The following is a 17,153-nucleotide window of genomic DNA, read 5'->3' as shown; positions in this document are numbered from 1 at the left end:
GCCGTTGGTAAATCAGTGAAGAATCACACAGGAAAGTATCAGCACTTAGGGCAGGCCAATACCGTGAATGATCCACGATCAAAACCCGGCAAGGTCAGGATCGGATCAGCGAAAACCAGGCAGGTATGCACAGGTTTTCTCAGGCAGGTTCTGGTAGGAACCGCGCCATTAGATGGGTCGCCAAGAGGGTGACTTGGCGGGAAGCAGAGTAACGCCCCAGCTTAGGGACATCTGCAGACCATCTAGCGGAATGGCAATTCTCCCAAGATAAACAGCAATGTCAAGAAAATAGCCAGTTTTTGTTCATTTTTTAGCAGATATTATGAAATTGAAGCGTTATGACAGGCGATACAGAGCCTTGCACTCGCTCACAGATTTGGGCGTCGCAGTTTCACTGGTGCCCGATAGCGTCTATAGTTGCTGCATTCAACTGGTTATAACCCAAGGCAATGATCATGAAGTTCTCCTCTGTTTTGATGGCATCCTCTGTTTTATTGATGGCCGTTACCCTGTCAAACCCCGGTGTTGCCAAAGATGGCAAGGTCTATACCTGGACTGACACCAAAGGGGTGGTTCACTACGGAGAACATCCACCCAAAGATGTACAGGCCAAATTGGTAAAAACCCGTACCGGCCACAGTGATCCAACCCCGGTATCGGCCACACCAACACCACAAAATGCACCGCAAGAACAAGCTGATTCCGGAGATGCCAATTCGCTCAAAGATCCGGAGCGCTGCACCAAGGCCAGGCAAAACCTGGAAATCATCGATTCCGGAGCGCCGATTAGAACAACTAATGAAAAAGGTGAAAAAGTCATCATGGATGACGCTGAGAAAGCCAAACAGAGAGCGATGTTCCAAGCGGTTGCAAATCAAGCCTGCTGATTTTTTCGAAGCGTTCCAGCAAAAAAAACGGCCACCTGCATAACAGGTGGCCGTTTTTTATTGCACGATAAAGTGCTAATTCAAACGCTTTGGTTCAAACACAATTTTATCGCCCAACAACTTACCGTAAATAATTGAGCCGGGAGCAAACTTGCCTGCAAGAATGTCTTGCGCCAACGGGTTTTCAATTAGTTGCTGTATGGCGCGCTTCAATGGTCGTGCGCCATACACTGGATCAAACCCGACACTGGCAAGTTTATCCATTACCTCCTCTTCCAATTCCAGACTCAATTCGCGCTCTGCCAAACGTTTGCGCAACAGCTCCAATTGAATATCCGCAATACCGCGAATTTGTTCGCGACCAAGGGGATGGAATACAACGACTTCATCGATACGGTTAATAAATTCCGGGCGAAAATGTGCGCCCACCACTTCCATTACCGCATCTTTCATTGCGTTGTAGCGATTTTCATTATTGAGTGAATTATTCAAATCATCACTCACAAAGCTATCAAAACTCACAGTATCAAATGACTTGTCTTCGGCCAGTTCCTGAATACGATCCGAGCCGAGGTTAGACGTCATTACAATGACCGTATTACGAAAATCCACTGTACGCCCCTGCCCGTCGGTTAAACGTCCATCATCGAGAACCTGTAACAAAATATTGAATACATCCGGATGCGCCTTTTCCACTTCATCCAGTAAAACCACCGAATAAGGTTTGCGGCGCACAGTTTCAGTGAGGTAACCACCTTCTTCATAACCTACATAGCCCGGCGGCGCTCCAATCAAACGTGCAACCGAATGTTTTTCCATAAACTCGGACATATCGATACGCACCAATGCATCCGTAGTATCGAATAAAAATTCTGCCAATGATTTACACAATTCGGTTTTGCCAACACCGGTCGGACCTAAAAACAAAAACGATCCGTTAGGGCGATTGGCATCACTTAATCCTGCACGCGAACGGCGCACCGCGTTGGCGACAGCAACTACCGCTTCGTGCTGGCCAATAACACGTTTATGCAGGGACTCTTCCATTCGCAATAATTTTTCGCGCTCACCTTCAAGCATTTTGGAAACCGGAATCCCCGTCCACTTGGAAACCACTTCCGCGATCTCCTCATCAGATACCTTATTGCGCAGCAATTTCATTTCCATCATTTCCGCCTGGCTCGCCATATCCAGTTGCTTTTCAAGTTGCGGAATAATGCCGTATTGCAATTCGCTCATGCGTGCAAGGTCACCTTTACGACGCTTTTCTTCCAACTCAAAACGCGCCTGCTCCAGATGGCTTTTGATTTCATGGGAGCCTTGCAACGCCGCTTTTTCTGCGCGCCAGATCTCTTCCAGGTCACCATATTCACGCTCGATTTTATCGATATCCAAATCGATTTTAGCCAAGCGTTTTTTGCTCGCTTCATCTTCATCTTTTTTTACCGCTTCGCGCTCAATCTTTAATTGAATCAAACGGCGCTCCAGGCGATCCATTTCTTCCGGTTTGGAGTCTATTTCCATGCGGATACGGCTTGCAGCCTCGTCGATCAAATCAATCGCTTTGTCTGGCAATTGGCGATCGGTGATATAGCGTTGCGATAATTTTGCGGCGGCGATAATTGCTGAATCGGTAATATCAACACCATGGTGCACTTCGTAGCGCTCTTTTAAACCACGCAGAATCGCGATGGTATCTTCTTCATTAGGCTCATCCACCAACACCTTCTGGAAGCGGCGTTCGAGCGCTGCATCTTTTTCAATATACTTGCGATATTCATCGAGCGTTGTTGCGCCCACGCAGTGCAATTCGCCGCGCGATAATGCCGGCTTGAGCATATTGCCGGCATCCATAGCGCCTTCACCTTTTCCGGCACCGACCATGGTGTGCAATTCGTCGATAAATAAAATGATGCGGCCTTCCTGTTTGCTCAGTTCATTGATCACTGATTTCAGGCGTTCTTCAAATTCACCGCGAAATTTTGCCCCGGCGAGCAGGCCACCGAGATCGAGTGACAATAAACGTTTATCTTTCAAGCCTTCCGGTACTTCACCGTTTACGATACGTTGTGCAAGGCCTTCCACAATCGCGGTTTTACCAACGCCCGGCTCGCCAATTAATACCGGATTATTTTTGCTGCGGCGTTGTAAAACTTGAATAGTACGACGAATTTCATCGTCGCGACCAATCACCGGGTCCAGCTTGCCCGCTTCGGCGCGCGCAGTTAAATCTACCGTGTATTTTTCCAATGCCTGGCGATTACCTTCGGAATCAGCATCATCGACTGTTTCACCGCCACGCACTTTTTGTATCGCCTGCTGCAGGCGCTGTGCATTGCCAAATTTTTTCAGTAATTCAGCTATAGCCCCCTGGGACTCTGTCATCAGTACAACCAACACTGAATCACTGGAGACAAATTTATCACCTACTTTTTGCGCATGGCGATCAGCAAGGTTTAACAAGCGCACCATATCCGGCGACATAGTTACCTCGCCGGTTGGATTTTTAATTTGCGGCAAATTTTCCAGGTATTCATTCAGCGATGTACGCAGCCCGGCAACATCAAAACCGGCCTGACTTAACAACAGGCGCACACTGCCTGCACCCTTCTGGTCGATCATGGCAAGTAATAAATGGCCGGGGTCGAGCTGGCTGTGATCCTGGCCCAATGCAATTGATTGGGCATCAGAGAGAGCAACTTGTAATTGGTTTGTTAAACGGTCGATACGCATGGATTACCTCAAGCGCGATGTGACGAATCGGTTGAAGCAAACGTGGGGGCGGGAAGTAACTTTTCAAGCAGGCCGACAGGCTTGCTTGAAAAGAAAGATCAATAGTTGCGCCAGATCAATTTTGGCTAGTGGTACTCGCGTCAGCGCTGCCAGGGCGTGGCGTTTCTTTCACATCAAAGAATTTGATAGTAAGTGGATAGTTTTTGATGATGCCTTTGTTGGCATCGATAGCACCCATAATGGTAAACACAATCGAGCAAATAAATAACAAAATCAATAATGGAATACCGATGACGACAAAACACAAAATGATTCCGACGATCGCGTAAATAATGGCACTGAATACCCAGTTCATAACCACTCGACCTTGCTGATCAACATAAGCGTCATCTTTTTTGGATTGCCACATAATTAGCGGCACAATGATCCCCAAAAATGGAAACAGCCAGGAACAGAATTGGGTAAGGTGCAACACCATGGCGTAATCGTAATTGTTGGTCTGCATAATAGTGTGCGGCTGGACTTGTGCATTCGCCTGTGCACTCGCTTGTGCGCCCAGAATACGCTCTTTCGCTTGCTGATATTCCTCTTCCGTGATCAGGCCTTTTTGTTTCAGGTCATTCAGCTTTTCGATTTGATCAAGATCCATAATAGATTCCTTGTGAGAGGTTTTAAATAAATAACAATCGCCGTCAATTCATAAGATTCAAATACATTGTATTTGGATTCAACCCGGAGAATTATTCCAACCAAATCAGGCTTGCCATCCGCCCCGTGGTTTTATCGCGCCGATAGGAATAAAAACGATCTTTTTCAGCGTAAGTACAGTAGTCGCCACCATAAATTGCAACAACCCCCAATGCATTTAATTCGGCGCGAGCAAGTGCGTAGATATCTGCAAAAAAGTGCAACGGGCGTCGAGCAGAAATAAAGGCGGCAGCGATGTGTTCACGATGCTCGTGACTGCGCGCACTTTTAAAGAATGCCTCCAGTACATCCACCCCCACCTCAAAATAAGGCTGGGATATAGCAGGGCCAAGATAGGCAAGAATATCGCCCGGGTTGCCGCTGAATTTTTGCAAGCCACGCGCGCAAATCCCTTTTGCCAGGCTGCGCCAACCGCAATGCAATGCGGCAACCTGGGTGCCTTGTTTGTCACACAATAAGATTGGCAGGCAATCAGCAGTCATTACCAAACAAGGTTGGCCACGCTGACTGCTGTAACTACCGTCGGCGGTGCGCACCACACCGTCACCTTTGGCGTTTACCACTTTCACGCCGTGCACTTGTTGCAGCCATTGGGGTACTTTTGCAAGCCCCAATTGCTCACCCAGTTGTTGGCGATTGCGCTCAACGGCAAGCCGATCATCGCCAACATGCACACCAACGTTGTTACTGGCGAAGGGCGCCTGACTAAAGCCCCCGATACGCGTACTGATATATACCCGGACACCGGCAGGGATCGGCCATTCAGGTGTAATTCCGGATAAATCAGTCATCAGCAAGGGTATAACCTGTATTTAATGCATCCAATAAATTTTTGAAATCCTCCGGTAGCGGCGCAGTCCACTCGGTATATTCGCCAGTGCCGGGGTGCTCCAGGCCTAATTTAAAAGCATGCAATGCCTGGCGAGGAAAGTTTTTCAGCGTGTCGATTAAATGCTGGTTAGCACCTTTAGGGATTTTAAAACGGCTGCCATAGGTTTGATCACCAACCAAAGCGTGCCCGATATGAGCCATGTGCACACGGATCTGGTGGGTACGACCAGTTTCCAGTTTTACGCGAATATGGGTATGGCTTGGATAACGTTTGGCAACACGATAGTGAGTTACAGCGCGTTTGCCGCCCGCACTCAATACCGCCATCAGTTTACGCTGGATCGGATGGCGACCCATTGGTGCATCGACCGTGCCACCACCGGTCATCGCACCAACAGCGACAGCTTCATATTCACGGCTTACGGTGCGATCCGCTAATTGCTCTACCAAATCGGTATGGGCCTCAAGGGTTTTGGCAACCACCATTAAACCGGTTGTCTCTTTATCCAGGCGATGCACAATGCCGGCGCGCGGCAAATTCACCAGGCCGGGAATATGATTGATTAACGCATTCACCAGGGTTCCGGTGTAATTGCCGGCAGCCGGATGCACAACCAACCCCGCCTGCTTGTTGATGATAATCAGGTCATCATCTTCATGGATGATATCCAGTTGGATCTCTTCCGGCTCCCACTCACCCTGGGCCTCCAGTTCCGCTTTGAGTTCCAGGAACTCGCCACCGATTAACTTATCCTTGGGTTTGGCAATACGGCCATCCACTTTGAGCTGACCATCTTTGATCCAGCTTTGTAAACGCGAACGGGAGAAGTCGGGGAACAACTCCGAAGCGATCTGGTCGAAGCGCATGCCGTTCATCTGGATCGGGACCTGGGCACTCAGGTCAAACACATCTTTCATTCAATAACCTCAAGTAATGCTGTGTTGACCGGAGCTAGCGTCAACACAGTGGAAATCAGGAGCTTTTCTGTCTGCCAGATTGGTATCCGCCAAGCTCTGTGTTTAAATACCCTGCCCCGCGAATCGGGGCCTAAAATTGTCGAGATAAGAGTCTATAACCCTATGCGCGTCCTGCCCTGTTTGTTGCTCAGCACTGCCGTCCTGCTGACTGCCTGCTCTTCCAAGGAGCCTGAATACACTACCGAAGCGGATTTGTACAACGCCGCCACCAAACAACTCGAAAACAGCCAGTGGGAATCTGCGATCAAAAACCTGAACTCGCTGGAAGAAAACTTCCCGTTCGGCACCTATGCAGACCAGGCGCAACTGGAGCTTATTTACGCACAATATAGTTCAGATGAGCCGGATGCAGCCATTGCCACTGCCAACCGTTTCATCCGTTTGCACCCACAGCACCGCAATGTGGATTATGCCTACTATATGCTGGGTATGAGCTCATTCACCAAAGACAAAGGTATGTTTGAGCGCGTAATGCCGGTAGATACCACCATGCGCGACCCGGGCGCTGCGCGCGAATCGCTCGCCAACTTCACCCAATTACTGAATCGTTTCCCTGATAGCACCTACGCCGCCGATGCCAAAAAACGCATGATTTATTTGCGCAACTATCTGGCCCGCTATGAAATCCATGCTGCCAACTACTACTTCAAGCGCGGCGCCTACATCGCTGCCCTGGGCCGCGGCCGCTATGTATTGGAAAACTTCCCGCAAACCCCGGCGATCCCTGATGCTTTAGCGACCATGGTGCAAGGCTACTATTTGCTGAAAATGAATACCCAGGCAGAAGAAACACTGGAAATCCTGAAGCTTAACTACCCTGATTATCCTGCGCTGGAAAAAGATGGCAGCTTTAATCAGGAGTTTATGTACAACAATGGCAAATCGCGTGTACTGGCATGGTTAACGCTCGGCATTTTCAGCAAAGATGAGATTACCGGTTTCGATACCCGGAAACAGTATGACCCCCAATATAAACCGGCATCTGCCCTGGCTGCCCGTCCGGAATGATGCTCCAACGCTTGTAAAAAGGCCGCTATTGCGGCCTTTTTCTTTTAGGGATTAATCTCCCATCTTCCAGCCGGAAGTGATCGGGTAGCGGCGGTCGCGACCAAATCCCCGTTGGCTGATGCGAATACCAATCGGTGCCTGACGGCGCTTATATTCGTTGATATCAACCAATCGCACCACCCGCTCAACCTGCTCACGATTAAAGCCACGGGCAATAATGGCTTCTGCGCTCAAATCCTGCTCGATGTACAACGCCAGGATCTGATCAAGAATATCGTAGGGAGGCAAACTGTCTTCGTCTTTTTGATCCGGAGCCAGCTCCGCTGAAGGAGGGCGAGAAATGACTGTTTCCGGGATGACCGGGCTGATGGTATTGCGGTAACGCGATAACGCAAACACCAGCGTTTTGGGAACATCCTTCAGCGCATCAAAACCACCAGCCATATCGCCATAAAGCGTGGAGTACCCAACCGCCATTTCACTCTTGTTGCCAGTCGTCAGCACCAGATAACCTTTCTTGTTGGAAATCGCCATGAGCAAAACACCACGACAACGAGCCTGCAGGTTTTCCTCGGTAGTATCACGTTTGGTACCGGCAAACTCATCACTTAATGCAGCCATAAAAGCTTCGTACATTGGCTCAATGGAGATGGAGCTGTAACGCACGCCCAAACGCGCAGCCTCATCAGCTGCATCGTTTTTACTCAAATCAGAGGTGTAGCGAAACGGCATCATTACCGCCTCAACGCGATCCGCGCCCAAGGCATCAACCGCCATCGCTAATGTCAACGCAGAATCAATACCACCGGATAACCCCAGAACCACACCTTTGAAACGATTTTTAATCACGTAATCGCGCATACCGACAACCAGTGCTTGATATACCGCTGCCAAATTGTCAGGGATTATCGCCAATGGTTGGGATGGAACGGAGATTTGCTGCTGATCCCAAAACAGATCAACTGAATATTGGCCTTCAGTAAACGCCGGGGCACGGAAACGGGTCTGGCCAGATGTATCAACCACAATGGACCCGCCATCAAACACCAATTCATCCTGGCCACCGACCAGATTGGCATACACCACCGGCATTTGACCTTCGCGCGCACGCGCTGCCACTACAGCTTCACGCTCCTGCTGCTTGCCTTGATGATAGGGTGACGCGTTAAGATTGAGCATCAACTTTGCTCCCGCAGCCCTGGCTTGCGCCATTGGCTCAGGAAACCAGATATCCTCACAAACACTGAGCGCCGTCGGCACACCGTTCAAATCGAATACACAGGGCGTATCGCCGGCAATAAAATAACGTTTCTCATCAAATACCTGGTAATTGGGCAGGCATTGCTTGGCATATTCGGCAATCAGCTTTCCATTCCGGATAACGCCCGCCATGTTATATAACTTGCCAGCACGAACGCGCGGATAACCAATTACCAGTACCACCGGCAAATTTGCCAGTTGTATCTCTTGCAAGGCGCGTTCAATCCGCTGCCCGAGGCTTGGGCGTAAAAGCAAATCTTCAGGTGGATAACCCGTCAGTGTCAGCTCGGGAAATAAAATCGCATCAACTGCACATTGATCAAGCGTCGCCCGTGCGACGGCGATGACGCTGGCAGTATTGCCGGGAATATCACCTACGAGCGTATTCACTTGGGAGAGAACTAACTTTAATGGCAACATAAGCGCCCTGAAAATAACCGGAGAAAACGGGATACGAGTGCAGGCAGTAGACGTTGCGCGCAGCAACCAGGCGTAATGCCCTGTAAACTCGCCAAAGGCGCGCATTGTCCGCGATACAGCCTATTAAAGCCAAGCGGATTTTGCACAACCATTCCTCACCCAGGACCAACCCGCAGATGAATAAGCTTGCACACAGCGATGCCCGCAACTATAACCCCTACGATTTGCTGCGGGTTTACACCTATTATCGCACCTTGCTGGGCAGCCTTGTGTTGATAATGTTTGAACTACAGTTTGCCCCCAGAATATTGGGTTATGAAAATCCAACGTTGTTCTTGTACACATCGGCCGCGTATACCGCTATCAACTGCATGACGTTGATTGTGATGTGGCAGCTCAAATTCGCGCCCTCCCAACGGAAACTTTTCGGCTCCCTGCTTGTAGATGTTGCCGCTATCAGCCTGCTTATGCATTCCAGCGGCGGGGCGATTAGCGGGTTGGGTTATCTCCTGTTAGTCGCCATCGCCGCTGGCGGCATTATGCTGCGAGAGCGGATTTCATTTTTTCTCGCCGCCATTACTGCCCTAGTTGTATTAAGTGAGGGGGCATATCGCTTTTTGATTCTCACACAGGACAATAAAGCAATTTTTGCTTCTGGCACCCTCGGCGCCCTGGCATTTTTAACCGCCTTGCTCTTCCAACACCTCACCAAAAAAATTCGCATCTCCTACGCTGAAGCCCAAGCCCAGGCAGACCACGCGGCGCACCTGCAAAAACTTGCACAGTTGATTGTTGAACGCATGCGAACCGGAATAGTGGTCCTGAATAAAAATCTCGAAATGGAGCTTTGGAATCAATCAGCTATCAAGCTGCTGGGCGCAAATGTATCCCCCGGTGACAATATCAAACTGGAGCGATTTCCAGAACTCTACCGCAAGTATCAATCCTGGATACGAAACATAAATGATCATTCCCCCCAAATGAAAATTGAGGGGCAAACCGCTACAGAAATCAAAGTGAACTTTGCGCACCTGGAGCAAGGCAATCCAACTGAAATATTAATTTTCCTAGAAGATGTACGCTCACTGAACCAACAGGCCCAGCAATTAAAACTGGCCTCGCTGGGACGACTAACAGCAAGTATTGCCCATGAAATCCGCAACCCGCTTGGCGCTATCAGTCATGCAAGCCAATTACTGGGAGAATCGCAAACGATTCCCCAGAGCGATCACCGCTTGCTGGACATCATCAATAATCACAGCAAACGAGTTAACCAGATTATTGAAAATATCCTGCAACTGTCACGCCGCAGAGCAGCAAAACCCGAGCATATTATTTTGCAACATTGGCTGCCCAATTTTATTTCCGATTACAAATCGGGCAAAAGTAATGGCAACCAATTGGAAATCGAATTACTGGAAAAAAATATTGGTGAACAGCAGTATGACTATCCTTATGACGATGAAAGCTCACCCCCACAATTACATGCAAAATTTGATACCAGTCAGCTACAACAGGTGCTCACCAACTTATTTGACAATGGTATTCGCCACGGCAAGCCTGCGCTGAGAATTGAAATTGGTATAGACGTCACCCACCAACAGCCCTATATTCGAATAGTCGATTTTGGCCCCGGTATTAGCGACGAAAATGTTCGCCATTTATTTGAGCCATTCTTTACCACCGAGAATACCGGCTCAGGTTTGGGGCTCTATATTTGCAAGGAATTATGCGAGGCCAATCAGGCAATTATTTCCTACAAGCGCACGGCGCACGGCGAAAGCTGCTTTCATTTGCAGCTTGCTCATCCCGAAAAAGCGAATTAAATAAGGATCCACCATGGCTCAAAAACAAGTCCTGATTATTGACGATGAACCCGATATTCGCGAACTGCTGGAAATCACGCTGGGTAGAATGCAAATTGACACTCATAGTGCCGCAAACGTTAATCAAGCAAAGCAATTACTTGCGCAACACACTTATGATTTATGCCTGACTGACATGCGTTTGCCTGATGGCAACGGATTGGAAATTGTTGAGTTTATCCAGCAACACCAACCACAGCTTCCCGTTGCCGTCATTACTGCACACGGCAGCATAGATACTGCCATCGAATCCATGAAAGCCGGCGCATTTGATTTTATTTCCAAACCGGTAGATTTAGCGACGTTACGCAAACTGGTTAATACTGCAATCGAATCCAGCCAATTAGCCCCGCAACCATTACCCACGGTCACCCCAATTATCGGTGATTCAAAAGCAATCCAGGATTTAATTCGCAGCATCGAAAAACTTGCCCGCTCACAGGCTCCGGTTTATATCAGCGGTGAATCCGGTTCCGGAAAAGAACTGGTTGCCCATTCCATTCATGATCTTGGCCCTCGCTCAAGCAATCCCTTTGTCGCTGTCAACTGCGGTGCTATCCCGCGTGAATTAATGGAAAGCGAATTTTTCGGCCACAAGAAAGGCAGTTTTACGGGGGCACATCAAGACAAGATTGGTTTATTCCAGGCAGCAGAAGGAGGAACCTTATTTTTTGATGAAGTCGCCGACTTACCGCTCGACATGCAAGTAAAATTATTGCGTGCAATCCAGGAAAAATCGGTACGCCCGGTGGGTGCGGCTGAAGAACTTGCCATTGATGTGCGTATTCTTTGTGCAACACACAAAAATCTGGAAATAGAAGTTAAAGAGGGTCGCTTTCGCCAGGATTTATTTTATCGTTTGAACGTTATTCAACTCGCGGTTGCACCACTACGTGAACGCCGTGAAGATATCCCTCTGCTTACGCAACATTTACTTAACAAATTGGCTGCAGAAATAAATCTGCCTGCCCCGAAATTATCTACAAGTGCGCAGCAACTGCTTCACAGCTATCATTTCCCAGGCAACGTCCGTGAATTGGAAAACATTCTGGAACGCGCATTTACGCTATGCGAAAGCAATACGATTCATAGCCATGATTTGCAATTACGTGACACCCCAAATGATCAACCGGAAAAAACGTATTCGCACCCAGGAAAAACAACGTCACGCAGCAATGCAGGCGCAGTCGATTACCCCGCTCGCTGCGCTGAATACCCGTCATTGGATGATTACTTACAGGACGTCGAAAAAGAAATATTATGCAATGCGTTGGAAAAAGCGAGGTGGAATAAAACGTTAGCAGCCAAACATTTGGGGATAAGTTTTAGATCGCTAAGGTACAGGTTGCAGAAATTGGGGTTGGATGATGAATAAAATAAAAAAGCTCCGTATGGAGCTTTTTTATTTTTGCCAAACTTAAGACGTTCTACCAGCAAATATCTGATGCATCAGCCGATGCGCTATCAAATGCACTCTTTTCACCCGTATGAGTAAGCACGAAAGATTTACATTCATCATCATTCGCCTGCTGCTTACCAGAAACCGGCGTAGCGGTTAAAGTGTAAGTAGTCGCAGTAAAACTGCTTCCTTTGATAACGTAGAAACCTGCTTCAGAAACAACCCCATCGGATAACTTAAGCTTATCAATAATATCGCATTTGCCTTCTTCCGGACTAAAACTACTGTAGCTTGTGTAACAACGCTGCAACCGAATAGCTAATTGGCTTAGTGTGCTGGTCGCATCAGCGCGATTACTTTTCCGCACCGTACTCATATAACTTGGGTAAGCAATTGCCGCAAGAATACCAACAATTGCCACCACAACAACTAATTCAACTAATGTAAATCCTGATTTAGGGTTATTCATCATCAAGGTCCTGATTATGGATTATTGTAATTGTCGCCATGATAATCGGCCTGATTCATCGTTAGCATTAAGCCCGTCAAAAGCTAAAGATTTCAAGCCACCATCAGCCGTTCCATAAATGAGCGTATCAGTACCCGACAAACCTGATTTGGCATTTTTCAAGCGCGCTATTTCCCCAGGAATAAACACATCTAATGGCGCTCCGCTTTTTCCAAGCAATGAACTTTTAGTCCCGGAAATATTTGCATCGCCCGTTCCCACAAGTTCCATCAACCATCCCTTACCTCCGAATGAACAGCCATCAGTATTAGGAATGAGCGTGGAAAATATCACACGGTCATATGCCATGATTGCCTTGTTGGTAATGCGCTCACCAGGATCGAAATCCACGTACCACCCTAAATCTGTGTCTTCTTTCCACTTTGGAGCCTTTGCATCTTCACCTATATCATCAACGGTGCGCACAGCTTCAGTTTTCATGATTTTTTCATGAAGCGCCCCACTGCGATCACTCGAATAAGTTACCTTCGAACCAATATCAGCAATACCATAAAAACTTTGAGTAGACGTATTTATACTATCGGCGAGCGTCATGTAACTACCAGTACCGAAATAAACCATTACCGCATTACTTCCTCCGACCGAATCACCATTTTTATAACCCAATGTCGGGCTCGCAGTAATTGGTTGTAAATTTTTACCTTCAGCGGCAATAAATAAAGGCTCATACTTTTCTGACGAACCAAATGCAGGCGCCCACTTTGATGGTCCGCCGGATAAAGTAAACTTCCACATATTGCCTTGACGATCACCTGCATAGGCGGTCTCAACAGGCCCTGTATTTACAGCGCGGTACAAAGCAGGACCAGCCAATCCATTATCGGTTACGTCATTGGTCGGAATCGCTTTACTAAACTCCTTATTAAAAGGTTCCTCCAAATCAATCACCAGCAAATATGCTTGTCCATTTTTGCTGTTATATCCATTACCCACGACAATTTTCCAGCGCCCATCAATTGGGGCGATGTAAGGACGGCCAAATATATTTCCAACCTCTTCCATATCTAATGCTGTTACTTCGAAAAGTACGTTTTCCGTACCAAACCTATCAGGGTTAGTGACATCCAAAACAAATAGCCCTCGAGCACCTGCTCCCATAGTGCCAACTAATATATTGCGCCATTGTCGAGGTGAAGCACCCACTTTGATATAAGCATCCCCGATGGCAAGCGGACCATCCACCAAATACTCGTGTGCAATAGATTCTCCATAACCTGGCGAGGCCAATTTGGGGAATTTATGGTACACAGGGGATGGAATATAAGCGAAAACCTCTTTCCCACAATCGCCAATACTGCCACCTTTCACGCAATCGGCATTTATAGCGTGCAACATTCCATCGTTAGCACTGGCATACAATATTTTTGTACGCTTGCTTTTTACGGTATCGAGGTATGCCTTGTATTTATCGCCACCATAATCAGCACCGATCAACTTATCATGACCTTCATTTGCGCCGCCAGCAAATACTGGTGTTGAGGTAACAATATCTCCCAGTAAATTTTTGGTACCGTCCTTCAATTCGCGCTTACGATACCCAGACATACTGTCGACACCGCGAACCCAATTTATCAGTTGTTCTCGATTGGCAGCGGAGCTACCTAAATCATTTTTTTGCTGGTCACTCAGTAAATCAATGTTGCTGACATTAAATTCAAAGCTTTTCCTTGCAGCGGGATTAAAGCTATAAATTTTTCGCCCGCTTTCAGAAACAATTTTACCTTTTGTAGACCAGGCTTCCTTGAAATCTACATCTGCCTCACCTGATTCAGTAAAAGCTTTAATCTCACCAAACCAGCCCTTTGTATTAAACATGGCTTGGTAGATGTACGTTCCCTCATCCAGGCGGGTAGAGTTTGTTGCCACCCCGGAACCACTTGCGGTCTCGCTTGCTATATCGCTAAAAATGATCAATAAACTTTCTTCAAGCAATGATGGGTTTTTCATTAAAAAATAGTTGTCAGGTATCCCATCAGATCCTTTTTCACCCTTAATATTTCTTAAATCCCATTCACTATCTAACTTGAGTCCATCGTTTTTATCGTCAGGATAGCCATTGTTATTTCCGTCATTAAATTTGCCATATTTAGCGGCATAAAACAGCGGGCTTTTCAGGCCAGTCAAACTTGGCTCATCAGCAGCTTTAGCAGTATAAGTGTGTTCCCGGTGATAGTAATTCTCGCCTATATTCGAAGGCAGATCATCGGTGCCTTCGGGACGAATAGAGTTATACCAACTTAAACTCTTCAACGAAGATTCATAGCCCAAATTATGCGCATCATAGGAACCACGCGTTACCCATTGTGTGGTTTGCAGTCCGTTTGTGTCAGCCCCCTGGATGTTATAGCTCATATGCATCCTATGGGTACCTGTTGCCCAATAAGGAAGCGTATTAGTAATCTTAATTTGGTCGGTTCCAACACTGATTGCACAAGCAGAGCCGACACAAAACTCAAGCCGCTGTACCGCATCCATATCGTAATCAGATCCCCACCGCTTATCCTCCCAGAAAAACAGGTAAGAACCTGAGACAGGTTTACCATCATCGTCAACAGTAATTTTTTCTACGCGTACGCCAACCAAAGAACATGGATTGGAGTGGCTTTTTGCTGCTGTGCTATTAGTACAAACGGGCACAATAGAAACAACCTTGCCACCCACAGGTATATTAAAATTAGGCAAGCCTTCAGATAATTCGACTGCGTAAGTGGATATCGTTTGTTTTCCTGAATACCCACTGCGAATATCTTGTGTTCTCGCATAGTGTGCTAATCCGGCGATTGCATAGGTGCCCTCGCCATAAGCAAATTCAGGACATCTACCTAACAATGCAGATAGATTCAATGATTCAGATTTACATTGATTGGAGTAATCTGTTTCCCCTCGTTTTGCGCCAAAATAAAAAGGCTTGGTTACAGCACCAAACTCCTTGCTTCCTATAGCGTCCACATAATCATTAAGAATTGACTTCGTTAATCCTTCATTAATTGTCGTTAAGACCGAATCAGTTAGATCATCGCCATCATAAGAATTGGGCCCGCTGGACAAAACTACAATTGAACAATTTGCACACCATGAAGATTTTGGTACTGGGTCATCCCATTCGGTCACGCGGGTTAGCGAACTAGTCTCTGAAATTTCAGCCGCATCGAATAATGGGGATTTTGTACCCGCCAAATAACGCAAGGTTTCAGCGTAAATTTCACCAATGGGATTCTTCCAGTCAAGAGGTGGATCGCTAGGGTAACTCTTGTTGCTATCAGTAGGGGCAAAAGAGAATTGAGCAATACGGAATAAGCTCAAATTATGGATAATGCCTTTTACATTCGAATTAAATACACCTGTCGATGTAAAAAATTCATTTACAGTATCAGTGTCAGTTGTATAGCTTTGGCCGGCCAATGGTCCCGCTTTTTTTCGAAGAACACCACCATTGCCAGGCTTTCCCCATGAGCCGGTTACCAAACCGAAATTAATGCTATCGTATTTTTTTTGCAAAATGCCAATTGGTTTAAATGAATCTGCCTCATAAGAATGGCAACCTCCAGTTGGTTTGGTAATAGCATTATAAATATTACCTTCCGCATCTTTTCCAGGCACGCATACTTTAACTTTAGCAACCAGCTCTTCCAATTTAGAGCTTAACGTAGGTGATGTAGTGCGGGACACATCAAGATTTGTTTTATATGTGGCGTCAGAACGCCACTGGCATTGTTGAATCTCAGTGTGCGACCAGTTTGCCCACTTTCCAGGTGCAACACGAATAGTCGGATAACCATTAACACCAGACCGGTTAGACACATTACAAATAGTGATTCCATTTTTTATAGCCTCACCACTGTAAGGCGTATAATTGCTAATTGCCCCTGACGATCCATCATAGACTTTTGCGAACGCGTGACTTTCATTTGGTAGATATGACCGCTCAAGGATAGTAACGGCTGCAGACTTGACTCCCTTGCTGGTGGTGACAGCAGTATCCACCGCTCGCTTACCACCAAAAAGTACTTTACGTAAAATATCAATGCGTGTCATGGTGGCCCAGTTTAAAAAGTTCCCACTCCAGGCTTTAGTCACAGGCTCTTTATCTATTATCTGCTTCGGTGTTCTTTGGCTTTCCTGGTTGCAAGTGTGATTCACCGCTGCATAAATGGGATCAAAATAGCTTTCACTCATCGTACTGGCTGACTTATAAACGTAACACCAATTGGAATCATAATAACCGTAATAATTAAATGCATTACGGTAGGTAAGGTCTTCAGGGCGCAGAAGCCCTCCATCCAGGTTTGAATAATCCGGATATGCTTTGTAATAGAGTTCCTGGTCACGAGACATAGCTAACATCACTACAGGCTTCACTGCTTGCCCTACAAACAGGGGAGTTTGAGCCAGCTCAATAGAAAGCACATAAGGGCTCACACCTAATAACAATATTCCAAGCAATTTCTTTATTACTTGTGTTTTAGTCATGATCATCTGTTGAATACACATATAGTCACCTTTACTGACAATCTTTGCAGCCCAACAAATTGCTG

11 protein-coding genes are annotated in these 17,153 nt (G+C 46.9%); 4 read left to right on the top strand and 7 right to left on the bottom strand.

Features of this window, described 5'->3' with window-relative positions; genetic code table 11:
• The first annotated feature begins 455 nt into the window (after positions 1–455).
• Entirely contained in the window at positions 456–887 is a 432-nt protein-coding gene (locus A596_RS02775; RefSeq protein WP_039912484.1) for a DUF4124 domain-containing protein, read from the top strand.
• A gap of 75 nt (positions 888–962) precedes the next feature.
• On the opposite strand, the gene clpB is transcribed toward A596_RS02775, so the two are convergent.
• From clpB to rluD, 4 genes are all read right to left on the bottom strand, one after another.
• Positions 963–3,620 (bottom strand): ATP-dependent chaperone ClpB, encoded by a 2,658-nt coding sequence (clpB, locus tag A596_RS02770; RefSeq protein ID WP_039912483.1) that lies wholly within the window; start codon positions 3,618–3,620, stop codon positions 963–965.
• 115 nt (positions 3,621–3,735) lie between these two features.
• Positions 3,736–4,269: a magnetosome magnetite crystal formation protein family gene (locus A596_RS02765; protein WP_052417175.1), complete on the bottom strand. Its 534-nt coding sequence runs from the start codon at positions 4,267–4,269 to the stop codon at positions 3,736–3,738.
• A 91-nt stretch (positions 4,270–4,360) separates the two neighbouring features.
• Positions 4,361–5,119 carry a peptidoglycan editing factor PgeF gene (pgeF, locus tag A596_RS02760; RefSeq protein ID WP_039912481.1) on the bottom strand — a complete coding sequence of 253 codons (759 nt, stop codon included), beginning with the start codon at positions 5,117–5,119 and terminating at the stop codon, positions 4,361–4,363.
• A complete protein-coding gene (rluD, locus tag A596_RS02755) occupies positions 5,112–6,077 on the bottom strand; it encodes a 23S rRNA pseudouridine(1911/1915/1917) synthase RluD (protein ID WP_039912479.1) in 966 nt (321 codons plus the stop codon). The genes pgeF and rluD overlap by 8 nt, the downstream gene beginning before the upstream one ends.
• A gap of 162 nt (positions 6,078–6,239) precedes the next feature.
• On the opposite strand from rluD, the gene A596_RS02750 reads away from it, so the two are divergent.
• Entirely contained in the window at positions 6,240–7,145 is a 906-nt protein-coding gene (locus A596_RS02750; protein ID WP_039912478.1) for an outer membrane protein assembly factor BamD, read from the top strand.
• 51 nt (positions 7,146–7,196) lie between these two features.
• Here the strand turns inward: A596_RS02750 and A596_RS02745 are convergent, their stop codons facing one another.
• Complete coding sequence (locus A596_RS02745; protein ID WP_039912557.1) at positions 7,197–8,825, bottom strand: NAD+ synthase; 1,629 nt, start codon at positions 8,823–8,825, stop codon at positions 7,197–7,199.
• Between the two features lie 176 nt (positions 8,826–9,001).
• Between A596_RS02745 and A596_RS02740 the strand changes: the two genes are divergently transcribed.
• Both A596_RS02740 and A596_RS02735 read left to right on the top strand, forming a co-directional pair.
• On the top strand, positions 9,002–10,651 hold the full coding sequence (locus A596_RS02740; protein ID WP_039912476.1) for a sensor histidine kinase: 1,650 nt from the start codon (positions 9,002–9,004) through the stop codon (positions 10,649–10,651).
• Positions 10,652–10,664: 13 nt separating this feature from the next.
• Positions 10,665–12,065 carry a sigma-54-dependent transcriptional regulator gene (locus tag A596_RS02735; RefSeq protein ID WP_039912474.1) on the top strand — a complete coding sequence of 467 codons (1,401 nt, stop codon included), beginning with the start codon at positions 10,665–10,667 and terminating at the stop codon, positions 12,063–12,065.
• Between the two features lie 52 nt (positions 12,066–12,117).
• Here the strand turns inward: A596_RS02735 and A596_RS02730 are convergent, their stop codons facing one another.
• Together A596_RS02730 and A596_RS02725 are read right to left on the bottom strand one after the other, a co-directional pair.
• Complete coding sequence (locus A596_RS02730) at positions 12,118–12,558, bottom strand: type IV pilin protein (protein WP_039912473.1); 441 nt, start codon at positions 12,556–12,558, stop codon at positions 12,118–12,120.
• Between the two features lie 21 nt (positions 12,559–12,579).
• Entirely contained in the window at positions 12,580–17,109 is a 4,530-nt protein-coding gene (locus tag A596_RS02725; protein ID WP_039912472.1) for a pilus assembly protein, read from the bottom strand.
• Between the last annotated feature and the right edge of the window lie 44 nt (positions 17,110–17,153).

This window comes from Cellvibrio mixtus subsp. mixtus J3-8 (assembly GCF_000766945.1).
Lineage (GTDB): Bacteria > Pseudomonadota > Gammaproteobacteria > Pseudomonadales > Cellvibrionaceae > Cellvibrio > Cellvibrio mixtus_A.
This window is presented reverse-complemented; position numbering and strand designations above follow the sequence as displayed.

Excerpts from the sequence above, each read along its gene's own strand:
- rluD (WP_039912479.1), bottom strand. The coding sequence starts at position 6,077 with ATGAAAGATGTGTTTGACCTGAGTGCCCAGGTCCCGATCCAGATGAAC.
- A596_RS02745 (WP_039912557.1), bottom strand. The coding sequence starts at position 8,825 with ATGTTGCCATTAAAGTTAGTTCTCTCCCAAGTGAATACGCTCGTAGGT.
- A596_RS02765 (WP_052417175.1), bottom strand. The coding sequence starts at position 4,269 with ATGGATCTTGATCAAATCGAAAAGCTGAATGACCTGAAACAAAAAGGC.
- clpB (WP_039912483.1), bottom strand. The coding sequence starts at position 3,620 with ATGCGTATCGACCGTTTAACAAACCAATTACAAGTTGCTCTCTCTGAT.
- A596_RS02740 (WP_039912476.1), top strand. The coding sequence starts at position 9,002 with ATGAATAAGCTTGCACACAGCGATGCCCGCAACTATAACCCCTACGAT.
- A596_RS02730 (WP_039912473.1), bottom strand. The coding sequence starts at position 12,558 with ATGAATAACCCTAAATCAGGATTTACATTAGTTGAATTAGTTGTTGTG.
- A596_RS02750 (WP_039912478.1), top strand. The coding sequence starts at position 6,240 with ATGCGCGTCCTGCCCTGTTTGTTGCTCAGCACTGCCGTCCTGCTGACT.
- A596_RS02775 (WP_039912484.1), top strand. The coding sequence starts at position 456 with ATGAAGTTCTCCTCTGTTTTGATGGCATCCTCTGTTTTATTGATGGCC.
- pgeF (WP_039912481.1), bottom strand. The coding sequence starts at position 5,119 with ATGACTGATTTATCCGGAATTACACCTGAATGGCCGATCCCTGCCGGT.
- A596_RS02735 (WP_039912474.1), top strand. The coding sequence starts at position 10,665 with ATGGCTCAAAAACAAGTCCTGATTATTGACGATGAACCCGATATTCGC.
- A596_RS02725 (WP_039912472.1), bottom strand. The coding sequence starts at position 17,109 with ATGTGTATTCAACAGATGATCATGACTAAAACACAAGTAATAAAGAAA.